Origin of the sequence: Kitasatospora sp. NPDC059812, assembly GCF_042732075.1 — a bacterium.
In the GTDB taxonomy this organism is placed as follows: Bacteria; Actinomycetota; Actinomycetes; order Streptomycetales; family Streptomycetaceae; genus Kitasatospora.
This window is the reverse complement of the sequence record NZ_JBHWIO010000058.1, coordinates 1-14,821: the sequence shown is the minus strand read 5'-3', so window position 1 is coordinate 14,821 and position 14,821 is coordinate 1. Positions and strand designations below refer to the sequence as shown.

Genomic DNA, 14,821 nt, shown 5'->3' with positions numbered 1-14,821 from the left:
AGTCCCTGTCCGGAGGCCCTCTTGCGCATTCTCCTGATCGCCAGCGCGTTCAACAGCCTGACCCAGCGCGTCCACACCGAGCTGCGCGGGCGCGGCCACCAGGTCGCCGTCCAACTCGCCCTCGGCGACGAGGCGATGAGGGCGGCGGTGGACCGTACCGACCCCGAGCTGATCATCTGTCCGATGCTCACCAAGGCCGTCCCGCAGGACATCTGGTCCACCCGGACCGTCCTGATCGTGCACCCCGGGCCCCAGGGCGACCGCGGCCCCTCCTCGCTCGACTGGGCGATCACCGAGGGGGCGGACCGCTGGGGCGTGACCGTCCTCCAGGCCGTCGAGGAGATGGACGCCGGCGACATCTGGGCGTCCGTCGAGTTCCCCGTCACCGACTGCGGCAAGAGCGAGCTGTACCGGGGCGAGGTCGCCGACGCGGCCGTCGAGGCCGTCCTGCTCGCCGTCCAGCGCTTCGAGGGCGGGCTGTTCACCCCCGAACCGCTCGACTACGACCGGCCGGACGTCCACGGCAGGCTGCGGCCCCTGCTGCGGCAGGACGCGCGCCGGATCGACTGGGCCGCCGACGACACCGCCACCGTGCTGCGCAAGCTCCGCGCCGCCGACTCCCAACCCGGCGTGCTCGACGAGCTGTTCGGACGCGAGTACTTCCTGCACGGCGGCCACCCCGAGGACGAGCTGCGCGGCCCGGTGCCCGGCGCCGTGCTCGCCACCCGCGACGGCGCGATCTGCCGCGCCACCGTGGACGGCGCGGTCTGGATCCCCCAGTTGCGCCCGCGCCGCACCCCGGGCGGGCCCGCCACGTTCAAGCAGCCGGCCGCGACGGTGCTCGCCGGCCTGCTGCACCGGGTCCGCGAAGTCCCGGTGACGCCGACCTCGGCGGCCCGCCGGGACACCTGGTCGGAGCTGCGCTACCGCGAGGAGGGCGACGTCGGCTACCTCGAATTCGCCTACGCGGGCGGGGCGATGAGCACCGGGCAGTGCCGCCGGCTGCTCGCCGCCTACCGCGAGGCCGCCGACCGGCCCACCTCGGTGCTGGTGCTCGGGGCGCCCCGGGACTTCTACTCCAACGGGATCCACCTCAACGTCATCGAGGGTGCGGCCTTCCCGGCGCTGGAGTCCTGGGAGAACATCAACGCGATGGACGACCTGGTCCACGCGGTCCTCACCACGACCGACAAGCTCACCGTCGCCGCCCTGGCCGGGAACGCGGCGGCCGGCGGCCTGATGGCGGCCCTCGCCGCCGACGAGGTGTGGTGCCGGGAGTCGGCGGTGCTCAACCCGCACTACCGGCTGATGGGCCTCTACGGCTCCGAGTACTGGACGTACACCCTGCCGCGCCGGGTCGGCGATGAGCAGGCCGCGCGGCTGACCACCGAGGCGCTGCCGGTCGGCGCCGAACACGCCCGCCGGATCGGCCTGGTGGACCGCACTTGCGGCGGGGACGCGGCCGCCTTCCGGCGCTGGGTGGTCCGGGAGGCCGCCGCGCTCGGCGCCTCGCCCGAACTCACCGGGCGGCTGGTCGACAAGAAGCGCCGCCGGTCCGTCGACGAGGAGGCGAAGCCGCTGGCCGAGTACCGGGCGGAGGAACTGCGGCGGATGCACGCCAACTTCTACCGGGCGGGCGAGCCGTACCACGTGCTGCGGCGGGACTTCGTGCACAAGGTCTGCCCGGTGGCCACGCCCGCGCACCTGACCAGGCTGCTGGGGCGGCCGGAGTGAGCGGGCGGCGTCGGCCGGAGTGAGCCGAGGGCGTCCGGCTGGGGTGGGGGACCCGGTCGGACGCCCTCGGGGCTTGGGGGACTGGGAGACGGGGGGCTTCAGGGGCCTTGGGGCCCGCCCGGCTCAGCGCCTGGTGCCGGCCTCGTCCCGCTGCCGCCGCTGGCGCGGGACCAGCGGGACCAGCGGGACCAGCGGCGCCGCCGGGCCGAGCAGGAGCGGCTGCGTGGTGCTGCGGCTCGGCGAGACCGCGAAGGCCAGCGAGCCGAAGAAGACGTAGCAGCCGAGCCCGACCCCGAGCGGGAAGATGAACTGCAGCGCCATCACGCCGCCCTGGGTGGAGTGCGAGTAGTCGAGCCGCACCGAGAGCGCCGCCATGCCGGTGTAGTGCATCGCGCACACCGCCACGCCCATGACCGGCGCGGCCGCCAGGACGGCGAGCGTGCCGCGGATGTTCAGGGTGGCCCAGAGCGCGGCGGTGGCCGCGAACACGGCGATGGCGACGGACAGCCAGACCGTGAGCCGGTCGTAGTCGAGGTGGCCGGGCAGGACCATCGCGGCCATCCCGAGGTAGTGCATCGCCGCGACCCCGAGGCCGGTGGTCAGCCCGCCGGCCAGCAGGGACAGGACGGGGCGGCGGCTGTACCCGACGGTGAACAGGCCGATGCCGACGACGGCGATGGCGACCAGCAGGCTGAGCACGGTCAGCCCGGGGCGGTAGCTGATCTCGACCCCGGTGACGGAGAAGCCGAGCATCGCGATGAAGTGCATGGACCAGATCCCGGCGCCGAGCGAGGTCGAGGCGAAGAGCAGCCAGACCACCCTGGTCCGGCCCTGCGAGACGAGTGCCCAGCGGGCGCTGCGCAGGGCGACGAAGGCGCCGAGGCAGGCGACGAAGTACGAGACCGCCGGTGTCACCCAGCCGTGGTCGGCATGATGGATCTCACCCAAGAGAGCTCCCAGGACGGATGCGGGGGAGGAAGGGCGCCAGGCCTCGGGCGGACACGGATGGTCGGGAAGGAACGCGGCAACGGGCGCGGGAACGGCGCCGCCGAAGGGAGACCTGGCGTGTGGTGCCCCTGACAACGGGGGACAGTAGCCACTACCGGACGGTCGCACAAGGTTCGCGCTTTTCGTGAAGTCCCAGGTCAGGATGGACCTTTACGCGGCCTGCATGATCTTGGCACCAACTCCTGACACCGCCTGCGCACGGCACCCGGTCGGTTCGTCCGTTACTCCGGGTTCGTCACCTCGGGTTCGTCGCTCCGGGTTCGTCGCTCCGGGTTCGTCACTCCAGCGGGGCTAGCCCGAACGGGTGGCCGGCCGGGTCGATCAGCACCTTGAGCGTCCGGCCGTGCTGGTACGTCGGCTCGGTCGCGCCGAGCGCGAGCGCCTTCGCGATGGCCTCGTCCAGGTCGTCCACGTAGAAGTCCAGGTGGAAGTGCTTGCCGCCGTCCGGCTCCGTCCACGGCTCCGGCCGGTAGCCCGAGACCCGGCCGAAGCCCAGCGGGCTGCCGCCCTCCGGGTTGTCCAGGATCGCGAACTGCTCGTCCAGGTGGCGGCTCTCCCAGCCCAGCAGCTCGCCGTAGAACCCGGCCAGCGCGATCGGGTCGGCGCAGTCGATGGTGACCATGGCGAGGCGGGCGAAGCCGGTGTCGCCCGGCGCGGCGGTGAGGCCGGCGGCGAGGCCGGAGGCGGGGTCGGCGGCGAGGTCGGACATGTCTGGTCGGCCCTTCCAGTCGAGATCATTCGAGACCCAGCACCAGCATCGCACCGGGTCGATCTTCCGGCGCGCGGTGAACGGACGGGGCCGGCGGGGTGGAATGGGAACGCATTTTCCTTAGCGAGAGTAATGACGTAAGCTAAAGAACATGCCCGAGATGTCCGAGCAGGACCTCGCAGCGATCAATCAGCTGCGATCGTCCACGATGCGCCTCTCCCGTCGACTCAAACACCAGCGGGTCGAGGAGTCGCTGAGCCCCACCGAGATGGGGGTGCTCGGCACCCTCGCCAGATGCGGAAAGGCGACACCGGGTGAGCTCGCCCGGAAGGAGCACGTGCAGCCGCCCTCCATGACCAGGATCGTCGCGATGCTGGAGGAGAAGGGGCTGGTGCGGCGCGAGCCGCACCCCGAGGACCGCCGCCAGGTGGTCGTCAGCAGCACCGAGCAGGCCGAGGCGATCCTCGCCGAGAGCCGCCGGCGCCGCAACGTCTGGCTCGCCGAGCTCGCCGAGGGGCTCGACGAGGAGGAGTGGGCCGTCCTCCGGGAGGCCGCGCCCGTGCTCTACAAGCTCGCACACCTCTAGGCACGCCGACCCCGGCCCGCCGGCCGGGAGAAGAAGGAGTACCGCATCACCGCAGGACCGACCACAGAAACCAGGAGCGCGACGGCCGCAGTTCGGGCCGTCGCGCCGCGAGGGGAGACCACCGTGACACCGCCGGCCGCAGCCAGCGCCGCCGCCATCCGCACCGACGACCAGACCACCGACCCCGCCGCGGCAGGCGCCGCGGCCGCCGACCTCCAGGCACCCGCCCCCACGGGGCTGCCCGGCAGCGGCGACGACGACCCCGACGAACGCACCGCGGCGGACGACCCCGCCGCTCCCGGACGCACCCACGCGTCCACGTCTCCCACAGGTGCCCGCTTCACGAGGCCCGGGGGGATGTTCTCCTCCCTGCGCGTTCGCAACTACCGCTACTACTTCGCCGGCCAGGTGGTGTCCAACACCGGCACCTGGATGCAGCGGATCGCCCAGGACTGGCTGGTCCTCAGCCTCACCGGCAGCCCCCTCGCGGTCGGCATCACCACCGCCATGCAGTTCCTGCCGATGCTGCTGCTCGGCCTGTTCGGCGGCGTGCTCGCCGACCGGATGCCCAAGCGCCGGCTGCTGATCTACACCCAGGGCGCCATGGGCCTGCTGGCCGCCGGCCTGGCCGTCCTGACCATCGGCGGCGTCGTGACGCCGTACTACGTGTACGCCTTCGCGCTGCTGCTCGGCCTGGTCACCGTGGTCGACAACCCGACCCGGCAGGCCTTCGTGTCCGAGATGGTCGGGCCCAAGGACCTCGCCAACGCGGTCAGCCTGAACGCCGCCAACTTCCAGACCGCCCGGCTGGTCGGCCCCGCCGTCGCGGGCCTGCTGATCGCCGTGGTCGGCAGCGGCTGGGCGTTCGCCGTCAACGCGCTGTCCTTCGCCGCCGTGATCGGCGGGCTGCTCGCCATGCGGGAGAGCGAACTGCGCCCGACCGAGCCGATCGCCCGCGAGAAGGGCCAGCTGCGGGAGGGCCTGCGCTACGTCAAGGAGCGGCCCGAGCTGCTCTGGCCGATGGTCCTGGCCGGGTTCATCGGCACCTTCGGCTTCAACTTCCCGACGCTGCTCTCCGGCTTCGCCTACGACACCTTCAAGGTCGGCGCCGGGCAGTACGGCCTGCTGAACACCGCGATGGCGGTCGGCTCGCTGGCCGGCGCGCTGCTCGCGGCCCGCCGGGGCGTGCCCAGGCTGCGCCGGCTGGTGGTGGCGGCGCTGGCCTTCGGCTCGCTGGAGGTGGTGGCCGCGTTCGCACCCGACTACTGGACCTTCGCGGTGCTGCTGACGCTGATCGGGGTGTTCGGACTCAGCTTCAACACTTCCGTCAACTCCATGCTGCAGTTGGCCACCGACCCCGCGATGCGCGGTCGCGTGATGGGCCTGCTGGTGCTGGTCTTCACCGGCGGCACGCCGATCGGCGCCCCGATCGTCGGCTGGGTGACCGCCTCGTACGGGCCCCGGCTCGGCCTGCTGGCCTGCGGACTGGTGTCCGCGCTGGCGGCCGGTGTGGTGGGCCTGGTGCTGGCCCGCAGCGCGGACCTGCGGGTGCGGTTCGACCTGCACCCCGGCCGTGGCGGCCGGGTGGTGGCCTTCGTGCCGCGGACCATCACCGCCGCCAAGTCGGAGCTGGCGCCCGCCTGCTGACGAAGCGCCATGCCCCGGGGTGGTGGTCCGCCCCGGGGCTTCGGTGCAGGGTCGGGGGTCCTTCGGTGCAGGGCCGAAGGGTCAGAGCCGGATCGCGAGGACCTGGCCGGGCCAGATGCCGTTCGGCTGCTCGGCCTCGAAGGACTCGGTCTCGGTGAACCCGAGCGCCCGGTACTGGCCGACCAGCCTGCGGTCGGCGCCCGCGTAGCAGTCCACCCGCAGCAGGCCGAGGCTGCGCCGGCGGGTCTCCTCGACCGCGTCGGCGATCAGCGCGGTGCCGATCCCCGAGCCCTTGCGGCTGCGGTCGGTGACCAGGATGCGGACGTACAGCTCGGGCTCGTCCACTGCGGGGATGTACTTCCCCCGCTGCTCGGACAGCACGCAGCAGCCGACGGTGCGGCCCTCGTCGTCCTCGGCGAGGCGGATCAGGAACGGTTCGGTGGCGTACTCGGAGACCTGCTCGACCCGGGCCGGGATGGTGCTGAAGGGCTGGTCGCCCCACTGGCCGGTGCGGCCCTGGCCGGCCAGCCAGCCCACGGCGCTGTCGAGCAGGGCGAGGATGTCGGGAATGTCGTCCGGTCCCCCGGTGCGGATCTTCATAGGAAACGTTCTAGCCCAAACCGCCTCGCGCGGGAAGATGTCTCCATGAGGCTCTTCGTGGCGGTCCTGCCGCCGGTCAACGTGCTGCAGGGGCTGTCGGACGCGGTGGCGCCGGTGCGCGGGCTGCCCGGGGCGGACCGGCTGCGCTGGACCACCGTCGAGGGCTGGCACCTGACCCTGGCCTTCCTCGGCGAGGTGCCGGCCGAGGAACTGCCGGAGCTGGAGGCGGGCCTGGCCGCCGTCGCCGAGGTGCACCCGGTGCACCGGCTGCGGCTGTCCGGCGCCGGCCGGTTCGGCGACCGGGTGCTCTGGGTCGGGGTGGAGGGGCAGACCTGGGCGCTGCGCCGGCTCGCCGAGGCCGTGTCCGAGGCCACCGCCGCGGTGACCGGGGAGGTCGACGCCTTCGCCTTCCACCCGCACCTCACGCTCGCCCGGGCCGGCTCCTCGCGCGGCCACCGGCGGGCCGTCCAGCGGCTCGCGGCGGCCGAGCTGGACACCCTGGCGGCCGCGCTGGCCGACTACCGGGGGCCCGAGTGGGAGGCCGCCGAGCTGCACCTGATGCAGAGCGACCTGGACGGCGGCTTCGCCCACTACTCGTCGCTGCGCGCCTGGCCGCTCGCCGACTGGAGCTGAGCCGGGGCGCGGTCGGGCCCGGGGCGGCGGTTTGGGTCCGGGTGGTCGTTTCGGCCGGGGTGGCCGTTGGGCCCGGAGCGGCCGTTGGGCCCGGGGCTCCGGTCCGTCGGCGGGTGGGCCGGAGGTACGCTCGTTGACCGTGGATCCCAAGACTCGTATGCGTATCGTGACCGGCACCCTGGTGCTGCTGCTGGTCGTCGTGCTGATCAGCTCGATGGTCGGCGGGTAGGCCCGGCCGGCGGGCCCGCCTACCCGGCCCGGCTGGTCGGCCCCGCCGCAACGGCTGAGGGCCACCGCCCGGAGGCGGTGGCCCTCAGCCGTGCACGGGATCGCTCAGAGCTGCTCGACCACGTAGTCGATGCAGTGGGTGAGCGCCTCGACGTCCGCCGGGTCGATCGCCGGGAACATCGCGACGCGCAGCTGGTTGCGGCCCAGCTTGCGGTACGGCTCGGTGTCCACGATGCCGTTGGCACGCAGTGCCTTGGCGACGGCGGCGGCGTCCACCGACTCGTCGAAGTCGATGGTGCCGACCACCTGGGAGCGCTCGGCCGGGTTCGCCACGAACGGGCTGGCGTAGGAGGACTTCTCGGCCCACGCGTACAGCCGGGACGAGGAGTCAGCCGTACGGGCGACGGCCCAGTCGAGCCCGCCGTTGCCGTTCAGCCATTCCAGCTGGTCGGCCAGCAGGAACAGGGTGGAGATCGCCGGGGTGTTGTACGTCTGGTCCTTCGACGAGTTGTCGATGGCCGTCGGCAGGTCGAAGAACGGCGGGATGTACCGGCCGGAGCCGGCGATCTCGGCGGCGCGCTCCAGGGCGGCCGGGGAGAACGCGGCCAGCCACAGGCCGCCCTCGGAGGCGAAGGACTTCTGCGGGGCGAAGTAGTAGACGTCGGTCTCGGTGATGTCCACCGGCAGGCCGCCGGCGCCCGAGGTGGCGTCCACCAGGACCAGCGAGCCCTCGTCCGCGCCGACCGGGCGCTTGATCGGCATCGCGACGCCGGTCGAGGTCTCGTTGTGGGTGAGCCCGTAGACGTCGACGCCGGCCTCGGCGACCGGCAGCGGGTGGGTGCCCGGGGCGGTCTTGATGACGCTCGGCTCGGCGAGCCACGGCGCGGCCTTGACCGAGGAGGCGAACTTGGAGGAGAACTCGCCGAAGTCCAGGTGCTGGGACTTCTCCCGCACCAGGCCGAACGCGGCGATGTCCCAGAAGGCGGTGGAGCCGCCGTTGCCGAGGACGACCTGGTAGCCCTCGGGGAGCGAGAAGAGGCTGCTCACGCCCTCGCGTACGCGCTTGACCAGGTTCTTGACCGGGGCCTGGCGATGCGAGGTGCCGAGCAGGGAGGTCTGGGTGGCGGCGAGGGCACTCAGGGCCTCGGGGCGCACCTTGGACGGTCCGCAGCCGAAACGGCCGTCTGCGGGCTTGATGTCAGCGGGGATCTGGATCTGAGCCACGCGCGCAGCCTACCGGCCGGGGCGCCGCCCGGGGTACGGTCGTCCGCACGCTGAGACTGTGATCTTCACGGCTCCCAGCTGCGGAAACAGCGGGCCCGAACTGCGGAAACAGCGGGCCCGACGGAGGCCGGACCCGCTGTTCAGGGGTGGTGCGGACGCGGAGCGCCCGGGGCGCTCGGGGGCGTTCGGCGGGCGCTCGGAGCGCTCGGGGCGCTCGGTGGGCTCAGTGGCCGATGGCGTCCCAGCCCTCGATCTCCTCGGGGCGGCGCGGGCCGGGGCCGATGTAGCGCGCGGCGGGGCGCACGAGCCGGCCGGTGCGCTTCTGCTCCAGGATGTGCGCCGACCAGCCCGCGGTGCGCGCACAGGTGAACATCGAGGTGAACATGTGCGCCGGCACCTCGGCGAAGTCCAGCATGATCGCGGCCCAGAACTCGACGTTGGTGGCCAGCACGCGGTCGGGGCGGCGGTTGTGCAGCTCCTCCAGCGCGGCCTTCTCCAGCGCCTCGGCGACCTCGAAGCGCGGCGCGCCGAGCTCCTTGGCGGTGCGGCGCAGCACGCGGGCGCGCGGGTCCTCGGCGCGGTAGACGCGGTGGCCGAAGCCCATCAGGCGCTCGCCGCGGTCCAGCGCGTTCTTGACCCAGGTGGTGGCGTCGCCGGTGCGCTCGATCTCCTCGATCATGCCGAGCACGCGGGACGGCGCACCGCCGTGCAGCGGGCCGGACATCGCGCCGACCGCGCCGGAGAGCGCGGCCGCCACGTCGGCGCCGGTGGAGGCGATGACGCGGGCGGTGAAGGTGGAGGCGTTCATGCCGTGCTCGGCGGCGGAGGTCCAGTAGGCGTCGATGGCCTTGACGTGCTTCGGGTCCGGCTCGCCGCGCCAGCGGATCATGAACCGCTCGACGACCGTCTCGGCCTTGTCGATCTCGCTCTGCGGGACCATCGGCAGGCCCTGGCCGCGGGCCGACTGGGCCACGTAGGACAGTGCCATCACGGCGGCGCGGGCGAGGTCGTCGCGGGCCTGCTCGGCGGAGATGTCGAGCAGCGGCTTGAGGCCCCAGACCGGGGCGAGCATGGCGAGCGCGGACTGCACGTCGACCCGGATGTCACCGGAGTGCACCGGGATCGGGAACGGCTCGGCGGCCGGCAGGCCGGGGTTGAACTTGCCGTCCACCAGCAGGCCCCAGACGTGGCCGAAGGAGACGTGGCCCACCAGGTCGTCGATGTCGACACCGCGGTACCGCAGCGCGCCGCCTTCACGGTCGGGTTCGGCGATCTCGCTCTCGAACGCGACGACTCCCTCAAGCCCGGGTACGAAGTCGGACATACGACGGCTCCTTCAGTTCTGCGATCGGCGCTGCGCCGTGGTGGGGCGGCGCGCCAGTGACCGAATGGTGGTTGGCACTCGGTGCCAGAGTGACAGGCACCGGGTGCATTGCGCCATACACCACCATGGTGATGTTGCGCTTGGGCCCGCTTGACTTTTCCGCCGAGGGTCGGTCGTGCCCGGGAATCTCCGGAACCAAACGCCTGGTTCGGGACAATTCACCTTACGGGGGGCGGTCGAGCGGTGGCGGGACACCTTATCTCCCACCGGGGTTTGTCCGGAGGTAGCGGTGCCGGTTGCTTGTCGTACGGGATGATGTTGACGTGCAGACCCCGGAACGCGCCCAGTCGACGCCCCTGAGCCCCGCCACCCGGATCCTGGCCGACGATGCCCGGCCCGGACCGGACCTCACCGTGATGCGCAAGCACTACACCCACGAGGGCCTGGTCGAGGAACAGCTCGCGCCCGAGCCGATCGCCCAGTTCACCCGCTGGTTCCACGAGGCGGACGACGCCGGGGTGGTCGAGCCCAACGCGATGGTGCTCTCCACCGCCGACGCCCAGGGGCGGCCCAGCTCGCGCACCGTCCTGCTCAAGGGCTACGACGCGCGCGGCTTCGTCTTCTTCACCAACTACGGCTCCCGCAAGGGCTCCGAGCTCGCCGCCAACCCGCACGCCGCGCTGCTGTTCCCGTGGATCGCGCTGGCCCGCCAGGTGATCGTCCAGGGGCGGGTGGAGAAGGTCGGCCGGGACGAGACCGCCGCCTACTTCCGCACCCGGCCGCACGGCTCGCAGCTCGGCGCCTGGGCCAGCGAGCAGTCCAGCCCGGTCGGCGGGCGCGACGTCCTCGAACAGCGCTACGCCGAACTGGAGCGCCGCTACCCGGAGGGCGAGGGCGTGCCCGTGCCGCCGTTCTGGGGCGGGTACCGGGTGATCCCGGAGAGCGTGGAGTTCTGGCAGGGGCGGGAGAACCGGCTGCACGACCGGCTGCGCTACTTCGCCGATCCGGCCGGAGCGGGCGGCTGGCGGGTGGAGCGGCTCTGCCCGTAGCGGGCGGGTCTGCGAGGCGTTCGAATGCCGGCGGGTCCGTCGGCGGGTCCGCCGTTGGGCTGGTCGGGTTCGTCGGGTCCGCCGTCGGGCTCGCCGTCGTGCGGAGGCGGGAGAGTGTTGGGCGCTGTCGAATCGCGCCAACTGGCCTTCGCCCAACGGTGGTTCGGGTGGGGCGCGAGCGTCGAGGGAGGGGGCTCCGGCCGCGCCGGTGGAGCGGGTCGGGCCGGGTCGGCGGCCGTACGTTGGCGCAGGGGCGCCGCCGGGGTGGGTTCGACGGCGCGACGCCGTGCCCCTGTGCGCCGGTCAGGTGTCTTCACGCGACCGCCGAGTGGGTGAACTTTTGGCGAGACTTCGCTGCGTGAAGGGGGTAGTGGGCTGTTAGGGGCGCGCAAGAGCACGGCGCAGCCCACGTGCTGGCAGTACCCTGGTCGACTAGGCCGACGTATATACCCGGCCCTGCTTCTCTCTAACCCCCATCGTGGAAGAGAATCGAACATGACACCCGCACTGGACACCATGCCCCGCACTGAACTGACGGAGCCTCAGGGCGAAATCCGGCCTTCACTGGCCGACCTCGCCCAGCTCGGCGCCGAGGAACTCTCTGCCAGGATCCGACGAGCCCTGCCCGACACCGGTGCGGGTGCGGTGCCGGTCGCGGCCTTCAACTCCTCCATCTGATCGGCCGACTGACCGTCGGCTCCGGCTGAATCCGATCGACCATGACGCCAACTCCGCTGCCTTTCACCCAATTCGTCGTGAAAGTGCACAGCCGGTGTGATCTTGCCTGCGATCACTGCTACGTATACGAGCACGCCGACACCAGTTGGCGTCGACGCCCCAAGGTCATCGGTGACGAAGTCCTGAACAAGATCGCCGAGCGGATCGGCGACCACGCGGCCGCACACCGGCTGCCCGCCGTCCGGGTCGTCCTGCACGGGGGAGAACCCCTGCTCGCCGGCCCGGACCGGTTACGCCACGCGGCCAAGGCGCTCCGGGCGGCCCTGCCGCCCGGCTGCGCACTCGACCTGCGCATCCACACCAACGGCGTCCAACTGGACGACGCCTACTGCGAACTCTTCGCCGAAGTCGGCATGAGGGTCGGCATCTCGCTCGACGGAGACCGCGCCGCCAACGACCGCCACCGCCGCTTCGCCGACGGCCGCAGCAGCCACCCGCACGTCCTGCGGGCGGTCGAGCGGCTGCGCCGGCCCGCGTACCGGCACCTCTACGCCGGGCTGCTCTGCACCGTCGACATCGAGAACGACCCGGACGCCGTCTACCGGGCCCTGGCCGAACTCGACCCCCCCGCCGTCGACTTCCTGCTGCCGCACGCCACTTGGGAGGACCGGCCGAAACCGGCCGCCGACGGTGCGCAAACGCCTTACGCGGACTGGCTGTTGGCCGTGTACCGGAGATGGGACGCCGACGGCCGCCCGTTCGCCGTCCGCACCTTCGAATCCGTCCACCGGACGTTGCACGGGCTCTCCAGCCTCACCGAATCGCTCGGCCTGGAACCCTCCGACCTCGTCGTCCTGGAGACGGACGGCAGCTTCGAACAGGCCGACAGCCTCAAGACCGCCTACGACGGCGCGCCGGAGACGGGGTACGACGTCTTCACGCACAGCCTCGACCAGGTCGCGCTGCACCCCGGCATGACCGCCCGCCAGTCGGGGCTGGCCGGGCTGAGCGCGGCCTGCCGGGCCTGCCCGGTCGTCCGCAGCTGCGGCGGCGGTCTGTACGCCCACCGGTACCGGGCCGACACGGGCTTCGACAATCCCTCCGTCTACTGCGGTGACCTCATGAAGCTCATCAACGAACTCGCCGGCGACGCCGCCGGTTCCGCGGCCGCCGCTGGTTCCGCCGCCGGTTCCGCCGCCGCGGTGGGTCCTTCCGTGCCCGCCCAGGCCGGGGAGCCGGTGGTGCCGGCCACCCTCACCGAGCGGCAGCTCGACCAGCTCGCCCGCGGGTACGGGGACCAGGACACCGTACGGGCCCTGTCCCGCGCCCAACTCGCCCTCACCCGGGCCATGCTGGCCGCCGCCTGGGACGCCTCCGGGCAGCCCGGATCGGCGGCCTGGGCGCTGCTGTCCGAACTCGACGCGAGCGCACCCGCCGCCGTCGACGCCGTCCTCGCCCACCCGTACGCCCGCGCCTGGGCCGCCCGCCGGCTTGCCGGGGACCTCACCGTCGGGCTCGGCCCGCTGGCCGCCCTGGCCGCCGCCGCCGCCGTCCGCGCCGGGCGGGGGGACGCGGTCGCGGTGCCGGTGCGCGGCGGGTGGCTGCACCTGCCGACCCTCGGGCGGACCGCCGCCCCGGACGGGGAGGCGGTCGTCACCGGCCTGGCCGACGGGTTCAGCGTGCGGGCGTCCGACGGATCGGTGTCCGCCGCCCTGGACCAGCCGCTGCGGCGGGTCCGGCTGGCCGGAGGGTGGACGGTCACCCTGGAGGACGTCGACCCGTTGCGCGACAGCCACGACCACGCCGTGGCCGGCCGGCTCTCCGACGGCGAACTGCTCGACTGGACAGGCGCGTTGCGCGAAGCCTGGGAACTGCTCGGGCACGACCTGCCCGCGTACGCGGAAGGCCTCCGGGCCGGCCTCACCACCATCACCCCGCTACGGCCGGGCCCCACCGGGCGGGACGTCAGCTCGGCCGCCCGGCAGGCCCACGGCGCGGTCGGCATCGCCCGGCCCGCGACCGCGCCGACGCTCGCACTGCTGCTCGCGCACGAGTTCCAGCACGTCAAACTCGGCGCCGTACTGGACCTGTTCGACCTCCACGACCCGGCCGACGACCAGCTGTACCTCGCGCCGTGGCGGCCCGACCCGCGCCCGCTCGAAGGCCTGCTCCAGGGCACCTACGCGCACCTCGCCGTCACCGAGTACTGGGGCACCCGCGCGCTCGCCTACGACGGGCTGCCGGGCGAGGCCGCCGACCGGGCTCGCACCCAGTTCGCGCTCTGGCGCCGGTACACCGCCGAAGCCGTTGACCGGCTGGCCGGATCCGGCGCACTCACGGCGCTCGGCTTGCGCTTCGCCGACGGCATGCGTGAGAGCGTCGCACCGTGGCTCGCCGTACCGGTGCCCGCCGCCGCCGAACGGGCCGCCGAACGGGCCCGCCACGAGCGCGGTCACGAGCGCGGCCACGCCCGCCACGCCGAGGTCTGACCCAGAGGAGCGGCCATGCGCACCGTCACTGCTCTCACCGGCACCGCCCTCACCGCTGGGGGTTTGGCCGCCGGGTTCGCCCAACTCGGCGTCCGCCCGGGCATGGTGGTGCACGTCGAGGCCTCCCTGCGCGCCCTCGGCCCGGTGGACGGCGGCGCCGCCACCGTCGCCGACGCGCTGCTCCACGTCCTCGGCCCCGGCGGCACCCTGGTCGCCTACACCGCCACCCCCGAGAACTCCGCCACCTCGCGCATCCACCAGACCGCCACCGCCGGCCTCACCCCGGCCGAGACCGCCGCCTACCGGGCCCGGATGCCGCGGTTCGACCCGGCGACCACCCCCTGCTCGCCGACCATGGGCGCCCTCTCCGAGGAGATCCGCACCCGCCCCGGCGCCCTGCGCAGCCGCCACCCCCAGACCTCCTGGACGGCCCTCGGCCGGCACGCCCGCGAGATCACCGCCCACCACCCCCTCACCTCCCACCTCGGCCCCGAGTCCCCGCTCGGACGCCTCTACGACCTCGACGCCCGGGTGCTGATGCTCGGCGTCCCGATGGCCCGCTTCACCGCCTTCCACCTCGCCGACCAGCGCATGCCCGACGTCCCCCTGCGCGAATACCGCTGCGTCGGCCCCGACGGCTGGCTCACCTTCCGGGCCCCCGAGCTCGACGACCTCCACTTCGCCGACCTCGGCACCCGCGTCCTCGCCGCCGCCACCGGCATCACCACCACCCACCTCGGCACCACCGACTGCCGCCTCGTCCCCCTCCGCGAAGCCGTCGACCTCGCCGAACACCTCCTCCGCCCCTGAGCCCCCCACCCCAGCTCAGTTGCTCCCGTGGGCGGGGAGGGCCCCGCCCCGGGCGCGCGCGGCTGGGCGGCGGGTGAATGGGGTGGGTCTTGGGCGGCCGCC

Annotated in this window: 13 protein-coding genes; 8 read left to right on the top strand and 5 right to left on the bottom strand. The window is 73.2% G+C overall.

Features of this window, described 5'->3' with window-relative positions; translation table 11 throughout:
* The first annotated feature begins 21 nt into the window (after window positions 1–21).
* Window positions 22–1,734: a hydrogenase maturation protein gene (locus tag ACFV6D_RS25745; RefSeq protein WP_380561245.1), complete on the top strand. Its 1,713-nt coding sequence runs from the start codon at window positions 22–24 to the stop codon at window positions 1,732–1,734.
* A gap of 123 nt (window positions 1,735–1,857) precedes the next feature.
* On the opposite strand, the gene ACFV6D_RS25740 is transcribed toward ACFV6D_RS25745, so the two are convergent.
* On the bottom strand, window positions 1,858–2,682 hold the full coding sequence (locus ACFV6D_RS25740; protein ID WP_380561244.1) for an MHYT domain-containing protein: 825 nt from the start codon (window positions 2,680–2,682) through the stop codon (window positions 1,858–1,860).
* Window positions 2,683–3,019: 337 nt separating this feature from the next.
* Window positions 3,020–3,451 carry a VOC family protein gene (locus ACFV6D_RS25735; protein ID WP_380561243.1) on the bottom strand — a complete coding sequence of 144 codons (432 nt, stop codon included), beginning with the start codon at window positions 3,449–3,451 and terminating at the stop codon, window positions 3,020–3,022.
* 151 nt (window positions 3,452–3,602) lie between these two features.
* On the opposite strand from ACFV6D_RS25735, the gene ACFV6D_RS25730 reads away from it, so the two are divergent.
* Both ACFV6D_RS25730 and ACFV6D_RS25725 read left to right on the top strand, forming a co-directional pair.
* The gene (locus tag ACFV6D_RS25730) at window positions 3,603–4,037 is read left to right on the top strand and encodes a MarR family winged helix-turn-helix transcriptional regulator (protein ID WP_063348195.1); all 435 of its coding nucleotides are present in this window, start codon (window positions 3,603–3,605) and stop codon (window positions 4,035–4,037) included.
* A gap of 123 nt (window positions 4,038–4,160) precedes the next feature.
* On the top strand, window positions 4,161–5,684 hold the full coding sequence (locus ACFV6D_RS25725) for an MFS transporter (RefSeq protein WP_380491310.1): 1,524 nt from the start codon (window positions 4,161–4,163) through the stop codon (window positions 5,682–5,684).
* Between the two features lie 81 nt (window positions 5,685–5,765).
* Here ACFV6D_RS25725 and ACFV6D_RS25720 read toward each other — a convergent pair whose 3' ends face one another.
* Window positions 5,766–6,284, bottom strand: coding sequence for a GNAT family N-acetyltransferase (locus ACFV6D_RS25720; protein WP_380561242.1), 519 nt, complete (start codon window positions 6,282–6,284; stop codon window positions 5,766–5,768).
* A gap of 45 nt (window positions 6,285–6,329) precedes the next feature.
* On the opposite strand from ACFV6D_RS25720, the gene thpR reads away from it, so the two are divergent.
* A complete protein-coding gene (gene thpR / locus ACFV6D_RS25715; RefSeq protein WP_363378227.1) occupies window positions 6,330–6,917 on the top strand; it encodes an RNA 2',3'-cyclic phosphodiesterase in 588 nt (195 codons plus the stop codon).
* A gap of 333 nt (window positions 6,918–7,250) precedes the next feature.
* Here thpR and serC read toward each other — a convergent pair whose 3' ends face one another.
* Together serC and ACFV6D_RS25705 are read right to left on the bottom strand one after the other, a co-directional pair.
* Window positions 7,251–8,369, bottom strand: a complete 1,119-nt coding sequence (gene serC / locus ACFV6D_RS25710; protein WP_063348193.1) for a phosphoserine transaminase — start codon at window positions 8,367–8,369, stop codon at window positions 7,251–7,253.
* A 223-nt stretch (window positions 8,370–8,592) separates the two neighbouring features.
* Window positions 8,593–9,693 (bottom strand): citrate synthase 2, encoded by a 1,101-nt coding sequence (locus ACFV6D_RS25705; protein WP_350877533.1) that lies wholly within the window; start codon window positions 9,691–9,693, stop codon window positions 8,593–8,595.
* 416 nt (window positions 9,694–10,109) lie between these two features.
* Here ACFV6D_RS25705 and pdxH point away from each other — a divergent pair, with 416 nt between their 5' ends.
* The 4 genes from pdxH (at window position 10,110) to ACFV6D_RS25685 (ending at window position 14,719) form a co-directional block, all read left to right on the top strand.
* Window positions 10,110–10,742 (top strand): pyridoxamine 5'-phosphate oxidase, encoded by a 633-nt coding sequence (gene pdxH / locus ACFV6D_RS25700; protein ID WP_063351198.1) that lies wholly within the window; start codon window positions 10,110–10,112, stop codon window positions 10,740–10,742.
* A gap of 495 nt (window positions 10,743–11,237) precedes the next feature.
* Window positions 11,238–11,420 (top strand): FxSxx-COOH cyclophane-containing RiPP peptide, encoded by a 183-nt coding sequence (gene fxsA, locus ACFV6D_RS25695; RefSeq protein WP_063348191.1) that lies wholly within the window; start codon window positions 11,238–11,240, stop codon window positions 11,418–11,420.
* Between the two features lie 41 nt (window positions 11,421–11,461).
* Window positions 11,462–13,909 (top strand): FxsB family cyclophane-forming radical SAM/SPASM peptide maturase, encoded by a 2,448-nt coding sequence (locus tag ACFV6D_RS25690; protein WP_380561241.1) that lies wholly within the window; start codon window positions 11,462–11,464, stop codon window positions 13,907–13,909.
* Window positions 13,910–13,924: 15 nt separating this feature from the next.
* On the top strand, window positions 13,925–14,719 hold the full coding sequence (locus tag ACFV6D_RS25685; RefSeq protein WP_380561240.1) for an aminoglycoside N(3)-acetyltransferase: 795 nt from the start codon (window positions 13,925–13,927) through the stop codon (window positions 14,717–14,719).
* The last annotated feature ends 102 nt before the right edge of the window (window positions 14,720–14,821 follow it).